This window comes from Shinella sp. AETb1-6, assembly GCF_009826875.1.
Lineage (GTDB): Bacteria > Pseudomonadota > Alphaproteobacteria > Rhizobiales > Rhizobiaceae > Shinella > Shinella sumterensis.
In genome coordinates, this window is record NZ_WUMM01000015.1 from 69,158 (window position 1) to 88,738 (window position 19,581).

At 62.1% G+C, this 19,581-nt stretch carries 15 protein-coding genes and 2 pseudogenes; 8 read left to right on the plus strand and 9 right to left on the minus strand.

What is annotated here, in order from left to right:
- Positions 1-351: 351 nt before the first annotated feature.
- From GR158_RS21505 to GR158_RS21520, 4 genes and pseudogenes are all read right to left on the minus strand, one after another.
- Positions 352-704, minus strand: a pseudogene (locus tag GR158_RS21505) (transposase); the annotation flags it as partial.
- A gap of 211 nt (positions 705-915) precedes the next feature.
- Positions 916-1,700 (minus strand): annotated as a pseudogene (locus GR158_RS21510) (pyrroline-5-carboxylate reductase).
- A gap of 218 nt (positions 1,701-1,918) precedes the next feature.
- The gene (locus GR158_RS21515) at positions 1,919-2,662 is read right to left on the minus strand and encodes an SDR family oxidoreductase (protein ID WP_160872527.1); all 744 of its coding nucleotides are present in this window, start codon (positions 2,660-2,662) and stop codon (positions 1,919-1,921) included.
- Entirely contained in the window at positions 2,655-3,404 is a 750-nt protein-coding gene (locus GR158_RS21520; RefSeq protein ID WP_160872528.1) for an SDR family NAD(P)-dependent oxidoreductase, read from the minus strand. Before GR158_RS21520 ends, GR158_RS21515 begins: the two co-directional genes overlap by 8 nt.
- A gap of 96 nt (positions 3,405-3,500) precedes the next feature.
- On the opposite strand from GR158_RS21520, the gene GR158_RS21525 reads away from it, so the two are divergent.
- The 8 genes from GR158_RS21525 (at position 3,501) to GR158_RS21560 (ending at position 13,744) form a co-directional block, all read left to right on the plus strand.
- Positions 3,501-6,554 (plus strand): FAD-binding and (Fe-S)-binding domain-containing protein, encoded by a 3,054-nt coding sequence (locus GR158_RS21525; RefSeq protein WP_160872529.1) that lies wholly within the window; start codon positions 3,501-3,503, stop codon positions 6,552-6,554.
- A 35-nt stretch (positions 6,555-6,589) separates the two neighbouring features.
- The gene (locus GR158_RS21530; RefSeq protein WP_160872530.1) at positions 6,590-7,321 is read left to right on the plus strand and encodes a FadR/GntR family transcriptional regulator; all 732 of its coding nucleotides are present in this window, start codon (positions 6,590-6,592) and stop codon (positions 7,319-7,321) included.
- A gap of 398 nt (positions 7,322-7,719) precedes the next feature.
- Complete coding sequence (locus tag GR158_RS21535; RefSeq protein ID WP_160872531.1) at positions 7,720-8,835, plus strand: ABC transporter substrate-binding protein; 1,116 nt, start codon at positions 7,720-7,722, stop codon at positions 8,833-8,835.
- Between the two features lie 71 nt (positions 8,836-8,906).
- A complete protein-coding gene (locus tag GR158_RS21540) occupies positions 8,907-9,824 on the plus strand; it encodes a branched-chain amino acid ABC transporter permease LivH (protein ID WP_134652073.1) in 918 nt (305 codons plus the stop codon).
- 10 nt (positions 9,825-9,834) lie between these two features.
- Complete coding sequence (gene livM, locus GR158_RS21545) at positions 9,835-11,139, plus strand: high-affinity branched-chain amino acid ABC transporter permease LivM (protein ID WP_160872532.1); 1,305 nt, start codon at positions 9,835-9,837, stop codon at positions 11,137-11,139.
- A complete protein-coding gene (locus GR158_RS21550; protein WP_160872533.1) occupies positions 11,136-11,954 on the plus strand; it encodes an ABC transporter ATP-binding protein in 819 nt (272 codons plus the stop codon). The genes livM and GR158_RS21550 overlap by 4 nt, the downstream gene beginning before the upstream one ends.
- On the plus strand, positions 11,951-12,670 hold the full coding sequence (locus GR158_RS21555) for an ABC transporter ATP-binding protein (RefSeq protein WP_134652067.1): 720 nt from the start codon (positions 11,951-11,953) through the stop codon (positions 12,668-12,670). Before GR158_RS21550 ends, GR158_RS21555 begins: the two co-directional genes overlap by 4 nt.
- 198 nt (positions 12,671-12,868) lie before the next feature.
- Positions 12,869-13,744 (plus strand): DMT family transporter, encoded by an 876-nt coding sequence (locus tag GR158_RS21560; protein WP_134652065.1) that lies wholly within the window; start codon positions 12,869-12,871, stop codon positions 13,742-13,744.
- Positions 13,745-13,751: 7 nt separating this feature from the next.
- On the opposite strand, the gene GR158_RS21565 is transcribed toward GR158_RS21560, so the two are convergent.
- The 5 genes from GR158_RS21565 to GR158_RS21585 all read right to left on the minus strand — a co-directional run bounded on the left by GR158_RS21565 (position 13,752) and on the right by GR158_RS21585 (position 19,579).
- Positions 13,752-14,654, minus strand: coding sequence for a LysR substrate-binding domain-containing protein (locus GR158_RS21565; protein WP_160872534.1), 903 nt, complete (start codon positions 14,652-14,654; stop codon positions 13,752-13,754).
- Between the two features lie 70 nt (positions 14,655-14,724).
- Positions 14,725-15,930, minus strand: a complete 1,206-nt coding sequence (locus GR158_RS21570; protein ID WP_134652061.1) for an FAD-binding oxidoreductase — start codon at positions 15,928-15,930, stop codon at positions 14,725-14,727.
- Entirely contained in the window at positions 15,927-16,745 is an 819-nt protein-coding gene (locus GR158_RS21575; RefSeq protein WP_160872535.1) for an NAD(P)-dependent oxidoreductase, read from the minus strand. The genes GR158_RS21570 and GR158_RS21575 overlap by 4 nt, the downstream gene beginning before the upstream one ends.
- Before the next feature lie 12 nt (positions 16,746-16,757).
- Positions 16,758-17,963, minus strand: coding sequence for a pyridoxal phosphate-dependent aminotransferase (locus tag GR158_RS21580; RefSeq protein ID WP_160872536.1), 1,206 nt, complete (start codon positions 17,961-17,963; stop codon positions 16,758-16,760).
- Positions 17,963-19,579: a hydantoinase B/oxoprolinase family protein gene (locus GR158_RS21585; protein WP_160872537.1), complete on the minus strand. Its 1,617-nt coding sequence runs from the start codon at positions 19,577-19,579 to the stop codon at positions 17,963-17,965. The genes GR158_RS21580 and GR158_RS21585 overlap by 1 nt, the downstream gene beginning before the upstream one ends.
- Between the last annotated feature and the right edge of the window lie 2 nt (positions 19,580-19,581).

Below are 19,581 nucleotides of genomic sequence, written 5' to 3' on the forward strand. Positions count from 1 at the left end.
AGAGCTTGATCGCCACCGACCCCGAACGACATCTATCTTGAGCTCGTCGCGGGTCGTGTTCCCAGAGCATCACAAAACGCCATAGTGCCAGAGAATATTCGCCGAGGATTCGCGCCAGCGGTCGTCCAGCACACCCTCGAAGATGCGAATGTTTGGGGCCGGTCCGGCGGCGGCGGCAGCGACCGTAAGTGAAAAGCCGCTCGCATTGCCAAGGCTCCAGAAGCGATGGCGTGTCGGCGAATGACTGCGCAAACGTCGTCGTCAGGTGTCCATTTTCGCCAAACCGGAAGGCGATATCGGACAGCGGAATGGAGAGCCCCATGCCGCGTGCCTTTGTGTACGCCCAGGTGTAAATCCACTCGGGTGAACCCGCAGAAGGCGGCACATCGTCCGCACCGAAAACTGCAAGCGATGCAGAGCAATGAACGCGTACTTCACTTTGCATCCCTGGCGAAATACGCGGCCGCTTTTTTTAGGATGTCTCGCTCCTCGGTGACGCGAGCCAGTTCCTTCTTCAGCCGCCTGATCTCCTCGGCCTCGTCGTTGCCCTTGGCGTTCGACGCGGCAAACTTCTTCTTCCATTCATACAGGGAATGCTGGCTCACGCCGAGACGCTGAGAAACCTCCGCAACCGGATAGCCTCGCTCCGTGATCTGACGCACGGCGTCGCGCTTAAAATCTTCGCTGAAATTCGATTTGCTCATGATGCTCTTCCTGCCTCAAAAGCAGGAAAGAAGGTGTCTACAAATCCAGGGGCTATTCATTGTGCGCTGTCGCTGTTCGCGCCATTTGAGTTCGATCAGACAAGCCCGACGACGGTGGTGGCCGAGCGCCCGCCTGTCCAATCTTCCGATGCACGTGAATCGCTTGGGTTCCGGGTCCGCCGTTCATCGCTTGAAGTTTGGTGAGCCAATCTCAGCGCGCTTGGATTCGGGCCAAGACGACATCGAGGGCGCATGACAGGGCATCAAGGCCACCACTATCCCGGAACTGCGCAAACATATGCTCATTCAGTCCACCCTTGGTGGAATACTCGTGGCGGAGATTTACCAGAGGCGTCAATGGATTGCGAAACGCGACCGTTGAGAGGCTCAGAAAATGCTGTGCGAGATATTTTCGCGCACTTTCCTGCGGCAGGCCGTTTGACTGCATCCAGCCGACAACGTGGTCCATGATGCCGAAGTAGGAGCCCATCAGCGCGCTTGCCGCGGCCAGAACGTCGAACTCCTCGATGGTCTTGCAGGCGACGGCCGTTCCCAATGGGGAAAAGAAGGCTTCGACGTCCGGGTCTGGCGGGAAGATCGTCGTGACGCCGCTGCGGCTCGCAACGAACGGCAGCGGCACCGCACGCACGAGATTGACGGGAACGCCGATCATCTCGCGCAGGGTCGCATGATCGATCGTCGCAATCAGGCTGACGACTTGCTGGCCAGGACGGAAGCGGAGGGCGCGCACGACCTCCTCGGCGACATCAGGCCGGACCGCAAGGAAGAGCATATCCGCGGCATCGACCACATGCTGGTTGTCGGCAGCAACGGTTACCTGCGACGAGAGCGCCGCGAGATGCGCGGCGGTTTTTGCGGAGCGGGCGATACGATGATTTCCGGTGCCGGCTCCTCGCCTGAGACGAGCCCCGTCACAATTGCTTCGGTGATCGTGCCGGTACCAATGAAGCCAAGCCGGGGCTTTGGGAATGCCATGAAACGTCAGTCCTCGGCGGGATCATGAAAACCGGGCGGAAGGTTGAAGCCAGACGTGGACGCCGGCGGTTCCGCATGGACCTCCGGCCGCGGCTTCGGGATCATCGCATGCGCCGCAACGACAGAGCGGATCGCTACGGGACGATAATTCCGCAAGAGGTCCGGCCGACACTGTTCCTCAGACGCCGTGCTGGTCATGCCCGCTCCTCCCGCTGACATCACTGTGCCTCGAATTTAACCATTGTACCACCACCTGTCGCCTGGTCCGTCGGGAAGACTTCGACGCGGGCGACATCGACATAGACCGGAAGATCGATAACATCATTGACGATGCGCGCGATATGTTCCGGCTGGATCGGTCGGTAGCCGTCATAAAGCAGCGCCTGCGCCTTGTTGTCGGCAATCGATGTCCGGTAGAGGTCGGTCTGAACGCGGCCCGGCACGATCTCGCTTACCCGTACGGAGGTACCGAGCAGGTCGCAACGCAGGTTGTCGCAGAACAGGCTGAGTCCGGCCTTCGAGGCGCCATAGGCACCCATGCTCGGATAGGGCGCCTGGCCTCCGCTTGAGCCGATATAGATGAGGTGGCCGCGCCTGCGCGCCACCATACCCGGCAGCATGATGCGCGTCAGATGCAGCGGCGCCTTCAGGTTGACGTCGATCATCGCGTCGATCTCGGCGGGATCAATTACCTGGAACGCCGCGCGGGTCGAAAGAATTCCAGCATTGTTGACGAGGATGTCGACCTCGACGCCATTGAGCGCTTCGGCGATTTGCGCGGTGTCGCGCACATCGGCCTGAATGGGGATAGCACCGGTTGCCGCTGCCAGCGCAGCAAGCTGCGCTTCATTGCGGCCGACGGCATAGACGGTGAGGCCACGAGCGCGCAGCATGGGCACGATGGCCTTGCCGATGCCACTGGTGGCGCCGGTGACGACGGCGACACGATAGGCGTCAGACATAGATGTAGCCCCCGCTGATCACGACATTCTCGCCGGTGGCATAGGTGTTGCGGCTGGAGGCCATCATGACGATCCACTCGGCCATCTCGACGGGTTCCGCGGCACGGCCGAGCGCGCTCGCCTTGGCAAGTTCCGGCAGGAAACCGAGTTCCTTGGCGCGATCGGTTGCGAAGCCGGCCGGCGCTACGGAGTTTACCAGGATCTGGTCTGCGGCACATTCTTGCGCGAAGGATTTGGTGAGGCTGACGACGGCAGCCTTGGTGGCGGCGTAATGGGCGTTCTGCGGATGGGCCTTGAAGGCATCGACCGAGGTTACATTCACGATGCGTCCGGTCACCTCCGGCGCACTGACGAATTGCCGCATATGGCGCACCGCCGCCACCATCATGTGATAGGTGCCCTTGATGTTGATGGCGTTTTCGAGATCCCAGTCGTCGTCGGAAATCTCGAGGATCGGCTTGCGCGGATAGATCGCCGCACTGTTGACCAGCGCATGGATGCGGCCGAGCTTCTTCGCCACCGCCTCGAAGCCCCCATGCGCCGTGTCGGCGCGGGAAATGTCGGCGACCGCGGTCGCAACCTCTGCGCCCATCGCCTCAAGTTCCGCAGCAGACGAGGCGAGTAGTGCCTCGTTGCGATCGATGAGCCCGATCTTCGCAGCACCGCGGTCGACCATCAGCCTTGCAGTCACGAGCCCCAGCCCCGAGGCGCCGCCGACGATGACAACAGACTGGCTCTTCATGTTCGGACCTCAGGGATTTGGGTTGCGTGGCCGTATTGGCATGTTATCACTTATATGCCAACCCATACGAAGCACAAGCCCCTTTTGGACGTCGAGATGATCCCTCGCCTTGCTGCAGCCCACCCTGACGCTTCGCCCGCGGCTGCCTTCCTCGCGCATCTCGCGGGCATGGGCCTCGAAGGTGAGATTGGCCGAACGGCGGCGGAGCGCAATGTCTTCGCTACGGACAATTCCATCTATCAGGTGGAACCGGCAGCCGTCATTTTCCCAAGGAATGCCAACGATCTGAAGCGCATAGCCAAGGCTCTCGCCCGACCGGAATTTACCGATATCAGCGTCGCCCCGCGCGGCGGCGGAACGGGAACGAACGGCCAGTCACTGACATCGGGCATCATTGTCGATTGTTCGCGGCATATGAACCGTATCCTGGAGATCGACCCGGTACGCCGCATCGCAAGGGTGGAGGCAGGCGTCGTCAAGGACCAGCTCAACAAGGCGCTGGCGCCGCATGGCTTGTTCTTCGCACCCGAGCTTTCGACCTCCAACCGGGCGACGATCGGCGGCATGATCTCGACCGATGCCTGTGGCCAGGGCTCCTGCCTTTATGGCAAGACCAGCAATCATGTACTTGGCCTGCGCGTCGTGCTGGCCGACGGAACCGACTTCCTCTCCCGACCGGTACGCGAAGAGGAATTGCGCGCGCTCCAGGCGCGGCGTGACCGGATCGGCGATATCCACCGCACCCTCGCTCGGATCGCCAACGACGATCGCGCCGAGATCGAGCGCATCTTCCCGAAACTCAATCGCTTCATGACCGGCTACGACCTCGCCCATCTGTGGCGCGACGACGGCCTTTTCGATCTGAACGCGGTGCTCTGCGGGTCAGAGGGCACGCTGGCGATGATCGCCGAGGCAGAGCTGAACCTGCTGCCGATCCCGGCGCATGCCGCGCTCGTCAACATCCGATACGACAATTTCAACGCGGCACTGGAGGATGCCCGCAATCTCGTGACACTCGGTGTTGCCTCGGTCGAGACGATCGATGAAACATTGCTGCGGCTGGCCAAGGGCGATATCGTCTGGCCGCACATCGCCGCCTTTTTCCCCGACGATGCTGACGGACCGGCCAACGGCATCAACATCACGGAGATCCTGGCGGATACGCCCGAGGAGTTTGCCGAAAAGCTTTCCGGCGTGACGGCAGCCCTCCAAGACCGTCCCTTTGCTGGCCGTAAAGGTTTTACGGTCACGCAGGGAAAAGCCGAAATCGAGGCCGTCTGGACGATGCGAAAACGGTCGGTCGGCCTGCTCGGCAATGTCGAGGGGCCGGTGCGGCCGGTGCCCTTCGTCGAGGATACCGCTGTTCCCCCGGAAAACCTCGCCGCCTATATCCGCGAATTCCGGGCGGCGCTCGATCAAGAAGGCCTCACCTATGGCATGTTCGGCCATGTCGATGCCGGGGTGCTTCATGTGCGCCCAGCGCTCGATCTCACCCGCCCCGAACACGCCGCGCTGGTGCGCCGCGTCAGCGACACCGTTGTGGCGTTGACGCGCAAATATGGCGGCGTGCTTTGGGGGGAACACGGCAAAGGCATGCGCTCGGAATATGTGCCAGAATTCTTCGGAGCGCTCTATCCGCGCCTGCAGGAGATCAAGGCGGCCTTCGATCCGCTCGGGCAGCTCAATCCTGGCAAGATCGTCGCGCTCGCCGGCCGCAGCCTGCCGAAGATCGATGCCGTCCAACTGCGGGGCTCGCTTGACCGTGACATCGGCAACGACATCCGCGCGGCCTTCGACAATGCGGCCTATTGCAATGGTAACGGCGCCTGCTTCGACTTCGACGCGGACAGCCTCATGTGCCCCTCCTACAAGGGGACGCGCGACCGGCGCTTCTCGCCGAAAGGACGCGCCTCCCTGATGCGCGAATGGCTGCGGCGCCTTGCCGAAAAGGGTGTCGACGCGCGCCGCGAGGTCGCTCGGCGACACCCGTTTGGCGTCGTAAGCCGCCTGTGGAACAGCATCAGTCCCGCCAATCGCGAGGATTTTTCCCACGAAGTGCGCGCGGCAATGGACAACTGCCTCGCCTGCAAGGCATGCGCGGGGCAATGTCCCGTCAAAGTGAGTGTTCCAGCCTTCCGCTCCAAGTTCCTCGCGCTCTATTATGGGCGCTACCTGCGGCCACTGAAGGACCCGCTGGTCGCCGCCATCGAAAGCACCCTGCCGCTGATGGCGCGGATGCGGCCATTCTACAATGCCGTCGCCGGGACCCAGATAGGCCAGGCCGTGATGCGGCGCGCAGGCCTCACGGCACTGCCCCTTCTTCCACCCCTATCGCTGCGCCGAAAACTTGCAGCCCAAAACGTGCCCGTTGCCACGCCGGCACTGCTCGCGCGCCTCGACGCAGGGGCGCGGGCCAAGGCCGTCATCTTCGTGCCGGATGCCTTCACCGAGCATTTCGACCCACAGGTTCTTCTCGATGCCGTGGAAGTGGCGCGGCTGCTGGGACTGGCCCCCCTCATCGCGCCGCCGCTGGTCAATGGCAAGGCGCTGCATGTGCATGGCTATCTCGGCGCCTTCGAGAAAGTGGCCCGCCGCACCGCTGCGGCCATCGACAGGATGGCGGAAGCCGGCGTGCCGCTGGTCGGTATCGATCCGTCGATGACCCTCACCTTTCGCAGCGAGTATTCCGGCACCGGAATGAAGGGACGTGTCCTGCTGCCGCAGGAATGGCTGGCCACCATCCTCGACCGCCTTCCCTCTGGTGCGGTCGGGGAGCGCAGGCGCATCCACCTGATGGCCCATTGCACGGAGCGCACCAATGCACCGGCGGCCGTTGGCCAGTGGAAGACCATTTTCGATAAACTCGGCATCGAGCTCGTCGTGGACGACGTCGGCTGCTGTGGCATGGCGGGCACCTTCGGCCACGAGGTCCGCAACCGCGCGCTCTCCGAAACTCTCTATGCCATGAGTTGGAAGCCCGCGCTGGCCGCACCAGATCGGGTCGATCTGGTGATGGCGACGGGATATTCCTGCCGGTCGCAGGTTAAGCTGATGGACGGGGTGAAGCTTCCACATCCCCTTCAGACCATCCTCACCGCCCTCCAGGCCCGAACCCTTCCCCTGGAGAGAGATGGGACGTATGATGTATGACAAATTAGAAGATCAAGGGCAGAGGCTGTATCGGAATGTCGGTTATCACGCAGCGCGGCAATCTCGGTGAAATCGTCGTCGCCAAGCTGACCGAGCGTATCGATTCCGGACTGTATGCTCCGGGCGAAAAAATCCCGTCCAGCGCGCAGCTCTGCGAGGAATTCGGCGTTTCGCGCACCGTCATCCGGGAGGCCCTGACCTCGCTGAAGGTCGCGGGCCGCGTCATCACCCGTCAGGGCGCCGGCGCCTATGTGACGGAGAAGGACGCCAGAACACTGAATTTCGAAATCAGCCGCATCGACGACATCCGCTCGGCCATGCAGATCCTGGAGCTGCGGCTCGGCGTGGAGATGCAATCGGTGGCGCTTGCCGCCCAGCGCCGTACGCCCGAGGCGCTGGCCGAGATCGCCCGCGCCTTCGACCATATCGAAAACCTCGACACGGATGACGCCGAGGTCGAGGCGCGCGCCGATTTCGAATTCCACCTCGCCATCGCCAAAGCAACGCGCAACCCGCATTTCCCGCGTTTTCTGGAGGCGGTCATGGGCGAGATCAATTTCGATCTCGTTCTCAAGCACAGCCAGTCCGGCCGCTCCTACAATGCCTATCTGAAGAAGATCAACAAGGAGCACGCCGCGATCCTCGCGGCGATAACGCAAGGCGACACCAAGACGGCGAAACAGGCGCTCTCTGCCCACCTGGAAGAAAGCCTCAACCGCTACCGGGCCCTGCTCGCAGAGCCTGCGGGCGCCACGGCCAAGGTATGACCCCTTCCCTGCCGATCAAAAGACAAGACGTCCTTTGACGGACCATCCCGCCGCACGGCTCCCGGTCGCGGGATCACCCGCATTTCTGTGCGTCGTTCCGGCCTCCCGATAGCGCCAACTTCGTCAAGGACAGCTTGTCGATTGACGGAATTTCTTACGCAGGTCCGCCTGCGGGGCAGCCATATACTCTCTGCAGTGGCGAAGAAACTTGAAAGCGGTCTCCACACGACAAGCGCGTGGAGCGCAGACCGGGATGGGCACATCACTGTCTCCTGTTATCCCGCCCTCCAGGGGTGAGGCAGGCCGAAAGCCGGCATTTGCCCCTGCAATCACAAGATATGCGGAACAAACCGCATCCCAGTGAAGAGATCATGGCTTAACCAGAGGGAAGCCCACACATGACACGGATTTCGAAGTTCCTGGCGGCGACCGCCATCGCCTCCTCCCTGTTCCTTGCGCCGGCCTTTGCCGCCGACACGATCAAGATCGGCGTCGCCGGTCCTTATACCGGCGCCAACGCCACTTTTGGTGAGCAGGTCTATAATGGCGTTTCCACCTATGTGAACGAAGTGAACGCCGCAGGCGGCATCAACGGCAAGCAGGTCGAGCTTGTGAAGGGCGACGACGCCTGCGAACCCAAACAGGCTGTGGCCGTCGCAAACCGCTTCGTTGATCAGGACAAGGTACAGGCGGTGATCGGCCACTTCTGCTCGTCAAGCACGATCCCGGCCTCCGAAATCTACAACGACGCCGGCATCCTCGAAATGACGCCGTCCTCGACCAATCCCACCGTGACCGACCGCGGCTTCGACAACCTGTTCCGCGGCTGCGGCCGTGACGACCAGCAGGCCGTCGTCGCCGCCGGTTTCATCCTCGACACGCTGAAGCGCGACAAGATCGCCCTCATCCATGACAAGGACACCTATGGTCAGGGCCTCGTCGACGCCGTCAAGAAGACGATGGAAAAGCGCGGCGTAGAGCCGGTCCTCTATGAAGGCCTTACGCGCGGCGAACGCGATTTCAACGCCCTCGTTACCAAGATCAAGAGCACTGGCGCCAATGCCGTCTATTTCGGTGGCCTTATTCCGGAGGGCGGCCCGCTGGTACGCCAGTTGAAGGAACAGGGCGTTGACGTGGTCTTCGTGACCGGCGATGCCTTCGCCCAGGCCGAACTCGTCGCGGCCGCCGGCGGACCGGCCAACCTGAAGGATGTCTATTACTCCGCGACCCCGGACCCGCTCGCCGACCCCTCGACCAAGGGCGTGCAGGACGCACTGACCAAGGCAGGCGTCACGCCCGCCAACTATGTGCTCTACGGCTATGCCAATGCCCAGGCTGTCGTCGCGGCGCTGAAGGCCGGCGAAGACCTCGATACCCAGGCCGCCTGGCTGCGCGCCAACACGGTCGATTCCGCCATCGGCAAGATCAGCTGGGACGAGAAGGGCGATATCAAGGACTTCAAGTTCGTCTTCTATAACTTCGACGACAAGGGAACCCCCGTTCTCGTGAAGTAAGGGCGATCCGCTCATACCGGCCGGGCTATCGTCCGGTCGGCTCTCCGCGCCTATTTTCAGGGGGTCCGCGTATGGATGCCTACATCCTCGTCCAGCAATTGTTCAACGGCATCACGCTCGGCACGATCTATGGCCTGATCGCCGTCGGTTACACCATGGTCTATGGCGTTATCCGGATGATCAACTTCGCCCATGGTGACGTCTACATGGTCTCGGCCTACATCGCCGCGATCGCGCTTGCCGTCCTCACCTTCTTCGGCGTGCAGTCCGTGCCCTTCGCACTGATCTCGGTGCTGGTCATCACCTGCGTTATTACCGCTGTCTACGGCTGGGCCATCGAGCGCGTCGCCTATCGGCCGTTGCGCGGATCCACCAAGCTCGCCCCTTTGATCTCGGCCATCGGCATTTCGCTGATGTTGCAAAGCTATGTGCAGATCGCCCAAGGCGCGCGCGACCAGGGCGTTCCCACGCTCATCAGCGGCGCGTTCCGCTTCGGTGACGGTGTCCATTTCGCCCAGATCACCTACATGCAGACCGTAATCCTCTTCGCCTCGCTGATCGCCATGGGCATCCTGACCTATGTCATCAATTACACGCGGATCGGCCGCGAGTGCCGTGCGGTCCAGCAGAACATCCGCATCTCGGCCGTGCTCGGCGTCAACACAGATCGCATCATCTCCACCGTCTTCGTCATCGGCGCCGCGACAGCTGCCGTCGGCGGTGTGCTCGTCACGTTCAACTACGGTTCTTTCAATTTCTTCATCGGCTTCGTCATGGGGATCAAGGCCTTCACTGCGGCTGTGCTGGGCGGCATCGGCTCGTTGCCAGGCGCGGTGCTCGGCGGCGTGCTGCTTGGCCTGACGGAAGCCCTGTTCGCCGGCTATGTCAGCACAGATTACAAGGACGTCTTCGCCTTCGCGCTCCTCATCGTTCTCCTGTTCTTCCGCCCCTATGGCCTGCTTGGCCGGCCGGAAATCCAGAAAGTGTGAGGAAACGGAGATGGAAACGAACCGAATCCTCACCCTCGCCAAACAAGCGCTTCTAACCTTCACCGTCTCGTTGATACTCTTCGCGCCGATCTCGGGTCTCGTGCTGGAAGGGTTCGGCTTCCGCAACGAGCTTGTGCGCGCCGTTCTGCTTGCCGCTCTTGTTGCGGTTGGGCGCGTCGTGCTGTCCATCATGGGAATGACAGCGCTCGGCCGCAAGCTTGCCGGCAGCGCAGCCCGCAACGGCGGCGGCGTGATCGTCATGACCGGCAACGAAAAATCGCCAGTCCTGATTCTTGCGCTGCTTTTCGCGGCCGGTCTTGCACTCCCCTTCTTCGCCGACAAGTACTTCCTGGGGATCGCAATCCTTGCTCTGATCTATTGCCTGCTCGGCCTTGGTCTCAACATCGTCGTCGGCCTTGCCGGCCTGCTCGATCTCGGTTTCGTCGCCTTTTATGCCGTCGGCGCTTACCTGCTTGCGCTGGGCTACCAGTATCTCGGCATCGGCTTTTGGAGCGCGCTGATCATCGCCCCCTTCCTGGCCGGCCTCTGCGGCATGATCCTCGCCTTCCCCGTCCTGAAGATGCACGGCGACTATCTCGCCATCGTCACGCTCGGTTTCGGCGAAATCATCCGCCTCGTTCTCAACAATTGGCTGGAGTTCACCGGTGGCCCGAACGGCGCATCGGTCCCGCCCCCGACCGTCCTCGGCCTGGAGTTTACCCGTACGGCCAAGCAAGGCGGCGTGCCGCTGCATGATTATTTCGGTATCGCCTACAGTGCCGACTACAAGTTCTGGTTCATTTATCTCGTCCTGTTTCTCGTCGTCTGCCTCGTCATCTACGCTGTTGAGCGCCTGCGCGTGATGCCGCTAGGCCGCATGTGGGAAGCGCTGCGCGAGGACGAGATCGCTTGTCGCTCGCTGGGCGTGAACCATGTCTTCACCAAGCTCACCGCCTTCATGCTTGGCGCATCGACGGGCGGGTTGGCCGGCGTCTTCTTCGCCGTTCACCAGGGGTTCGTGAACCCCACATCCTTCACCTTCTTCGAATCCGCACTGATCCTTGCGATCGTCGTGCTCGGCGGCCTGGGTTCGACGGTCGGCGTCATCGCTGCAGCCCTCGTCCTTACCATTCTGCCCGAATTGTTGCGCGATTTTGCCGAGTACCGCGTGCTGATCTTCGGCGTGCTGATGGTGGTGATGATGATCTGGAAGCCCCGTGGCCTTGTCCGCGTCAGGCGCCCGGCCTTCTTCCCGAGCACCGCGCCGAGGGGCGACACGGCGCCACTGTCCGTGAGCCCGGAGGTTGCACGATGAACGCGCCGCTCCTGGATGTTCGCAACGTGACCATGCGCTTCGGCGGCATCGTCGCAAACCGCAATGTCAGCTTCTCCGTCGCGCTGGGCAGCGTCACGGCCCTGATCGGCCCGAACGGCGCCGGCAAAACGACGATGTTCAACTGCATTACCGGCTTTTATCGCGCCAGCGAGGGCCAGATCCTGCTCAATGGTCCCGCAGGACAACAGGATATCGGTACGCTGATTACCAGACCGGTGACCGGCGGCTCGCATCTCGTGACCCGCGCCGGCATCGCCCGCACCTTCCAGAATATCCGTCTTTTCAAGGAGATGTCGGTCGTCGAAAACCTGCTGGTCGCCCAGCATCTCGTGACGGCCAACAACCTCGTCAGCGGTGTGTTCCGAACGCCGGCCTTCCGCCGGGCCGAGCGCGAGGCCGTCGACCGCGCCTACCACTGGCTTGGCGAGATGAACCTCATCGAAGATGCCAATCGGCTTGCGGGCGAATTGCCCTATGGGCGTCAACGCCGTCTCGAGATCGCCCGCGCCATGTGCACGGGACCGCGTCTCATCTGCCTCGACGAACCGGCCGCCGGGCTCAACCCGTCGGAAACACATGAACTTTCCGAGGTCATTCAGCGACTGTGCAAGCAGCATGGCCAGACGGTGCTCGTCATCGAGCACGACATGGGGTTGGTCATGCGCATTTCCGACCACGTCGTCGTGCTCGACCACGGCGAGGTGATATCCGACGGCAGGCCGGAGCATGTGGCGAACGATCCTGCCGTCATCGCAGCCTATCTCGGCGTCAGCGAAGAAGAGGTTGAGGCATGAGCGAAGCCCCCTTGCTGGAATTTTCTGGCGTTCGTGCCCATTACGGGCCTGTCGAGGCGCTGAAGGATGTGAATGTCCACATCTTCAAGGGCGAGATCGTTAGTCTGATCGGCGCCAACGGCGCCGGCAAGACGACGCTGCTTTCGTCGATCTTCGGTGCACCGCGTGCCTCCACCGGCAAGATCCTGCACAAGGGCGAGGACATTTCCAGGCTTCCCACCAATCGGATTTCGCGCAGAGGCATAGCGCTCGTACCGGAGGGTCGGCAGATCTACCAGGAGATGAGCGTGGAGGAGAACATGATGATGGGCACCACGCCCATCGGAATGGCATATTTCGAGGAAGACCGGACGACGATGTTCGACCTCTTCCCGCGGCTGAAGGAACGTCGCAACCAGACCGCGGGCACCATGTCGGGCGGCGAGCAGCAGATGCTCGCCATCGCCCGCGCCATGATGGCCCGGCCGGAGCTGATCCTCTTCGACGAACCCTCGCTCGGGCTTGCACCGCTCGTCGTCAAACGTGTCTTCGAGGTGCTGCGGGAGATCGCCGCCATGGGGAAGACCATCTTCCTCGTCGAGCAGAACGCCAACCACGCGCTCAAACTGTCAAAGCGCGCCTATGTCATGGTCAACGGCCGCATCCATCTCTCGGGCGAAAGCGCTGCGCTGCTCGACAATGAAGACGTCCGCAAGGCCTATCTGGGCTTGCACTGAACGGAAAAGACGATGCTGTCGCGGACTACGGCCTCGTCGGTGACCTCTTCGAAGCCTCCCGCAGCTCGAAAAGGCGCTGTAAAGGGATGACCCGAGGGGGTGCTGTTGCGCGCACCACAATTATCTTGAACTCGCTCGTCGCATCCGGCCATCCCTATGCTATGAGCGGGTTCAAACGATTTTGATTTTGTAGGCGTCATGAGCCCGAAAACCCGCGGTTATCTGTTTGCATTCCTTGCGGTCTGCATTTTTGCCGGCCAGGATGCGATCACGAAATACCTTGGCGATCGCTATCCGGCACTGTTCATAACCATGATCCGGTTCTGGGCCTTCGCGCTTTTCGTCTGCGCTTTCGCCGCCTCATCGAAGGGTGGCATCCGGCAAGCGGTTCGGACGCGCCGCCCCGGACTGCAGATCGCCAGAGGGCTTCTGCTTGTCGCGGAAATCATCCTTATCGTCTATTCCTATGTGCATGCCGGTCTTGCCATGAGCCAATCGATCTTCCAGGCAACGCCGCTGATCATCACGATCCTCTCGATCCCGCTGCTCGGCGAGGCTGTCGGATGGCGCCGCGGGACCGCCGTGCTGGTGGGCCTGCTCGGCGTTCTGGTGATCATCAACCCCGTGGATGTCCATTTTGACCTGTCGTTGCTTCTGCCCCTCGGAGCGTCCGTGCTCTTTGCGCTCTACAGCATCGCCACGCGTGCGGTGAGCCGGGAAGACTCGGCCGTGACCAGTCTCTTCTATGCCGGCATCGCGGGGGCGGTGGCGATTTCGCTGATCGGTCCGTTCTACTGGACGGAGGTCAGGTCCGGCGACTGGCTAGCCCTCGCCGCGCTCTGCGTCTGCGGTACTCTTAGCCACTATTTCCTGATCCGCGCATATGGCCTGCTGCCGGCGGCCGAAGTTCAGCCGGTCACCTATTTCCAGCTCGTTCTCAACGTCATCCTCGCCATGTGGCTGTTCGGTGAGATCGTCACGTTCAACATGATCGTCGGCGCCATCATCGTCGTCGGAGCCGGCCTCTTCACGATCTGGCGCGAGACTCAATTGACAAGGCGCGCCTCTTCCTAGCGATCCCTCACCATTGCTCTGCGGTAATCCAGTCGCAAAAGGCGGAGATGATCTTGACGCGCTTGTGCGCCCTCGGAACGACGAGATAGAAACCGGGGACGTCCTTCTTGTCCATCGTATCGAGGATATCAAGGCCGAGCGGCGCGACGAGTGTGCTGGCCTTGATATCGGCAAGCGCATCGAGCTTCGAGACAAGCCCGACGCCGATGCCGGAAATGCTGCCCCTGCGCATCGTCGCCGCATCCTGGAATTCGATTTCGCCGGCCATCTCCATCGACGGCAGGCCGAGATGCGCCAGCACCTTGCGCCAGAGATCGCGGGCCATGACCGGATGAAGCAGCGTCATGCGGCCAAGGTCGGCGGGTGAAGAGATTTGTTTTGCCAGTTCCGGCGAGCAGCAAATGATCTTCGGATCATGCATCAGCAGTTTAACATCATACTCCTTCCAGTTGCCGAAGCCCCACTGGATGGAAACGTCGACCTCGTCGGCGGCGAAGTCGCGCACGTTGACCATGGTCGTCAAACGGATGTCGGCACCGGGCATGCGCTGGCGAAAGCGCTCCAGCCGCTCCATCAGGTAGCGTGTGGCGAAATACGGACTGACATTGATGTTGATGCGATTGCGGTAGGTCGAGTTTGTAACCCGGCGAATGCCTTCACTAAACTCGTCGAAGCCCGCCTGGACGAAATGCGACAGGATGATCGCATGTTCTGTGGGTTCGATGACCCGCGCCTTCCGCTCGAACAAGGGCACATGCAATGTATCTTCCAACAGCTTGATCTGCTGGCTGATCGCCTGTGGTGTTACGAGAAGCTCGTCGGCCGCGCTGCGAAATGTGCCCTGACGCATGACCGCCCAGAATGCGCGCAGCGCATTGAGAGGGGGAAGCCGCGTGTGTTGTCCAGCCAAGTCACCCTCCGCAGGCGATATTCAATGACGACCGGCTCCGCCCATAGCCCATAGGTGGAGCCGGCGGCCGTTATATCACAGCTTTTTCGAGGAAGGGGCGATTCTCCACGATCCTCTCGTAGCCAACCTCCGTGAGGTCCAGGGTGCGGTATTCACCGTAGGTGATCAACTCGGATACGCCCCTTCCCGTTGCGGGTCCCTGCTGCAGCCCATGGCCGGAAAAACCGTTTGCGAACAGGAAATTGCGCACGACAGGATGACGGCCGACAACCAGATTGTGATCCAGCGTATTGAAGTCATAGTGCCCCGCCCACTGGTTCACGACCTTGATCGCTTCGAACTGGGGCGACCGCTCGGCCAGCGCCGGCCAGATGATCTCCTCGAACTCTTCGTAGCGCGGCTCGAAATCATCCCAGTCAACCGCCGGGTCCTCAACCGGCGGGCAGCCCGTCAGGAAGAATCGGCCTTCGGGCCGGCAGAACACACCAGACGGATCGATCATCAGCGGGAGCCGACCCTGGTTGACAGCAGCCGTTCCCTCCGGCGTATGAGCGCAGTCGAAGACGAAAAGGGTACGCTTGCGCGGCTCGACCGGAATATCGAGTCCCGCCATGCGGGCCGTTAGCGCGGCGCGCGGACCGGAGGCATTGACGATCGTGCCGGCCTCGACGACCGCGCCGGACTTCAAGGTGACCGACGTCACAGTATCGCCATCGCGGCCGACAGCCACGGCCTCATCCGTGACGTAGTCGACGCCAAGCGAGCGGGCCTTATTCTTGAAACCATACATGAGGCCGGTATTGTTGAACCAGCCTTCGCCGGAGCGGCCATAGGAGGCGAGCTCGATATCCGCGACGTTCAGGTGCGGAAAGGCGTTCGCCAACGCGGCGCGGTCCCAGAGCACGACATCGGCGCCACAGGAGATCTGCGCTTCGTGGTTCTCTTTGAGGATCTGCACCTGCTCGGGCGTACTGGCCAGGAACAGGTAGCCGCCGGAATGGAAGCCGAGATCCGGCCTGTCGTCCCCGACCTGCATCATCTCACCGAAATTGCGGATGACTTCGGAGCCGTACTGGCTGATCTTCACATTGATCGGATTGGAGAACTGGGTGCGGATCGAAGACGAAGACAGCGAAGTTGCCGCCTTCAGATAGGTCGGGTCGCGTTCCACGACGAGCACCGATCCATCGAAATCGGGATTGGCCGCAAGATAATACGCGACGGCGGAGCCAATTACCGCGCCGCCGATAATGACGACGTCATACTGGTCTTTCATTTCGAGGCCTCGTCGTTGGGATGGCCGATATCGACGAACCATCCGCCGAGATAAAGAGTGGAGGGCGCCTTCGGATCGACCGGCGGCTTTTCCGCCTCGACCCTGGCGCGGAAGCGCTCGGTATTGTCCCGCGGCATATAGCCGAGATGACCGGCTTTGCCATTGTCGACCGGCTTGACGGCATTGTCGGAGAGGCCAAAGGTGATCGTGTGGCCGACGCGCGGCGCCGTCAGGCTCGCCGTCACCAGGCGGATGCAGTCCTCAAACGAGAGCCACGACCAGAGCATGCGACGGTCTGCTGGCTCCGGGAACGAGGAGAAGATGCGCAAGCAAACGCTCTCCAGCCCGAACTTGTCCCAGTAGAAGCGGCTCAGCGCCTCGACGAAGCATTTGGAAACGCCGTAGAGGCTGTCGGGTCGTACCGGCGCGTCCGTATCGATATGGGCTTCGAGCGGATGATAGCCGATCGCATGAACGGAGGACGCATAGACGACGCGCCTGACGCCGTGCTTTCGGGCAGCCTCGTAGATGTGATAGCTGCCGCGGATATTGGCGTCGAGGATTTCCTCCCAGGGACGCTCCAATGGAACGCCGCCGAAATGCACGATGGCATCGACACCTTCGACCGCCTTCATGACAGCGGCCTCGTCGGCGAGATTGAAGGTCATCGCCTCTTCGTTCGGCTGCAGGTCCTTGATCTCGTCGATATCCGCCAGCCGCAGCGTGTCGGCGAGCGGCGAAAGGCCCCGTCGCAGCTCCGTACCCAGGCGGCCGGCGGCCCCCGTGATGAGAATAGTCTTGTAGGACTTGGACATTCTTGGTTCCAATCAGAATTCGAGTTTGGCGACGGCGGCCGCAATACGCTCCACCGCCTCCTCCAGAACCGCCTCGGAGGTTGCCGTGGAAATGCGAAAGAAGGGGGACAAGCCGTAGGCGGTGCCCGGAACCGCTGCCACATGCCCCTCGTCGAGGAGATATTTCGCGACCGCGACGTCGTCTTCCAGCGTCTGGCCCGACGGGGTTTTCGCGCCGATCAGCGCCGTGCAGCCGATATAGGCGTAAAAGGCGCCTTCCGGCGGGTCGAGGCTCAGCGCATCGATCTTGGCGATGCCTTCGACCACGAGATCGCGGCGCCGTTCGAACGCGGCACGGAATTCGGCAACGCAATCCTGCGGCCCCTCGAGCGCCGCCTTGGCCGCGATCTGCGCCGGGGCGGAAACGGAGGTGCAGGACTGGCTCTGGATCGTCGCCATCGCCTTGATCAGATCGTTCGGGCCGGCGGCATAGCCGACGCGCCAGCCGGTCATGGCATAGGCCTTGGACATGCCGTTGACGATCAGCGAGCGATCGCGAAGTTCCGGGCAGGCCGCGCCGAAGGAGACGAACTTGCGTCCGTCGAAAATAATGTGCTCGTAGATCTCATCCGACAGGATCATGACATCGGGATAGTTTGCGAGAACCGCACCGAGTGCTTTCAACTGGGCCTCGGTATAGACCGCGCCCGACGGGTTGCCCGGCATGTTGAGGAACAGCCAGCGGGTCTTTTTCGTCAGCGCCGCTTCCAGAACCTGGGGCGTCAGGCGAAAACCGTTCTCCGCCGGGCAGGCCGGCGTGACCGGAACGCCGCCGAAAAGTTTGACCATCTCAGGATAGGAGACGAAATAGGGCGCTGGCAGGATCGCCTCGTCACCCTCCTCCACCGTGGCCATCAGCGCGTTGAAGATGATCTGCTTGGCGCCATTGGCGACGGCGATTTGGTCTATGGCGTAGTCGAGGCCGTTTTCGTTGCGAAACTTGGCGACGATGGCCTTACGAAGATCGGGTGTGCCGAGCGAGGCGGTGTAGAGCATGCGCTCCTTGCGCGCCGCCGCGAAGGCGGCTTCGGTGATGTGGGCGGGAGCCGGGAAATCCGGCTCGCCGAGACCGAGGTCGATCACGTCGACCCCCGTCGCCGCAAGGTCTTTGGCGGCCTGCGAAACGGCCATGGAAGCCGAGGGTTTGACGGCGGAAAGCCTGCTGGCGATATGGCTCATCATTTCTTCTCCGTCACATAGCCTTTGGACAGATCTTCGGCTCTGGCTTCGGCGGTGCGCTCTAACGGGTTTCCGAAGCCGCCGCCACCCGGCAGTTCCAGCATCAGCCGGCGGCCGGCCGGCACATGCTGCCAGCCTTTCGGCCGTAGTTTCGTGCCGTCATCGAGCTTCGCAGAGCCGGGCGCCCCGTCTTCACCGCCATCACGCCCGCGCGCTGGCGTCGCGATGCGGTCGAACATCGCCGAAAAGTCGAATTCGTGGCCTTCCGCCGGCGCGATTTCGATGATCTGGCCGAGACCGCCGCGATATTTGCCCGCGCCGCCGGAATCCGGACGCAGTTCCTTGCGCCAGACGACGATGGGGCCAGTATGTTCGGTCGCCTCGATCGGCATGGTATGGACGCCGGACGGAAATGCTGTCGAGGACAGGCCATCAATGCCGGGACGTGCGCCCATGCCGCCCGAGTTGAACATCAGTACCTCGGCACGGCGGCCGGCAGCGCCGGCAACCGGGCGGGCCGATATATGGATGTTCCACAGGGCGGCCGCGCCTTCGGCAAGGATCTGGCCGGGCAGCGCCTTGGCGAGCGCACCGAGAACGAGGTCCGGGACCATGTGGCCTATGACATGGCGCACCGAAACCGGGGCCGGCCGCTCGGCATTGAGGATATTGACCGGCGAGGAGACGTTGAAGACGGCAAGTGAGGCGGAATTATTGGGAATGTCAGGTGCCACCACGCATTTTAGCGCGTAGCAGGCATAGGCCTTGGTGTAGATCAGCGGCACGTTGATGCCCCAGCGGCTCACGCCATCCGTACCGGAGAAATCGACATTGATCCCGCTGTCGGTGATCGAGACCTCCGCCGCAAGCCTGATCGGCTCGTCATAGCCGTCCGTCAGCATGTCGTTCGTCCAGGCGCCCTTCGGCAGGCCGGCGATGCGCTCCATCGTCGCCCGGTGCGTGCGCGACAGGATGAAGTCGCCCAGCGTGTCGAGATTGTCGTAACCGACCTCGTCCAGCATCTCGATAAGCCGCCTGTGGCCGACGTCGTTGCAGGCGGCGAGCGAATAGAAGTCGCCGATCACCTGGTTCGGCTCGCGCACGTTGAGGCGCAGGATCTTCAGCAGGTCCTTGTTCACCACGCCACGCTCTGCGAACTTCATGATCGGGATCTGGATGCCTTCCTCATAGACCGACTTGCCATCCGCCCCGAAGCCGCGCCCGCCGACATCGACGACATGCGCCGTGCAGGCGAAGAAGCCGATCAGTTCCCCGCCCTTGAACGACGGCGAGACCATGGTGATGTCGTGCAGGTGTCCGGTGCCCTTCCACGGATCGTTGGTGACATAGGTATCGCCCGGATACATATCCTCGCGCGGGATTTCGGCGATGAAGTGCAGCACGGCTTCCGCCATTGTGTTGACGTGGCCCGGCGTGCCGGTGACGGCCTGGGCAAGCATCTCGCCCTTGGCGTTGTAGACGCCCGCCGAGAGATCGCCCGCCTCGCGGACGGAGGTGGAGAACGCCGTGCGCAGCAGCGTCAGCGCCTGTTCTTCAACGACCGAGATCAGGCGGTTCCACATGACCTGCATGCGGATTTCATTGATATCGCTCATGA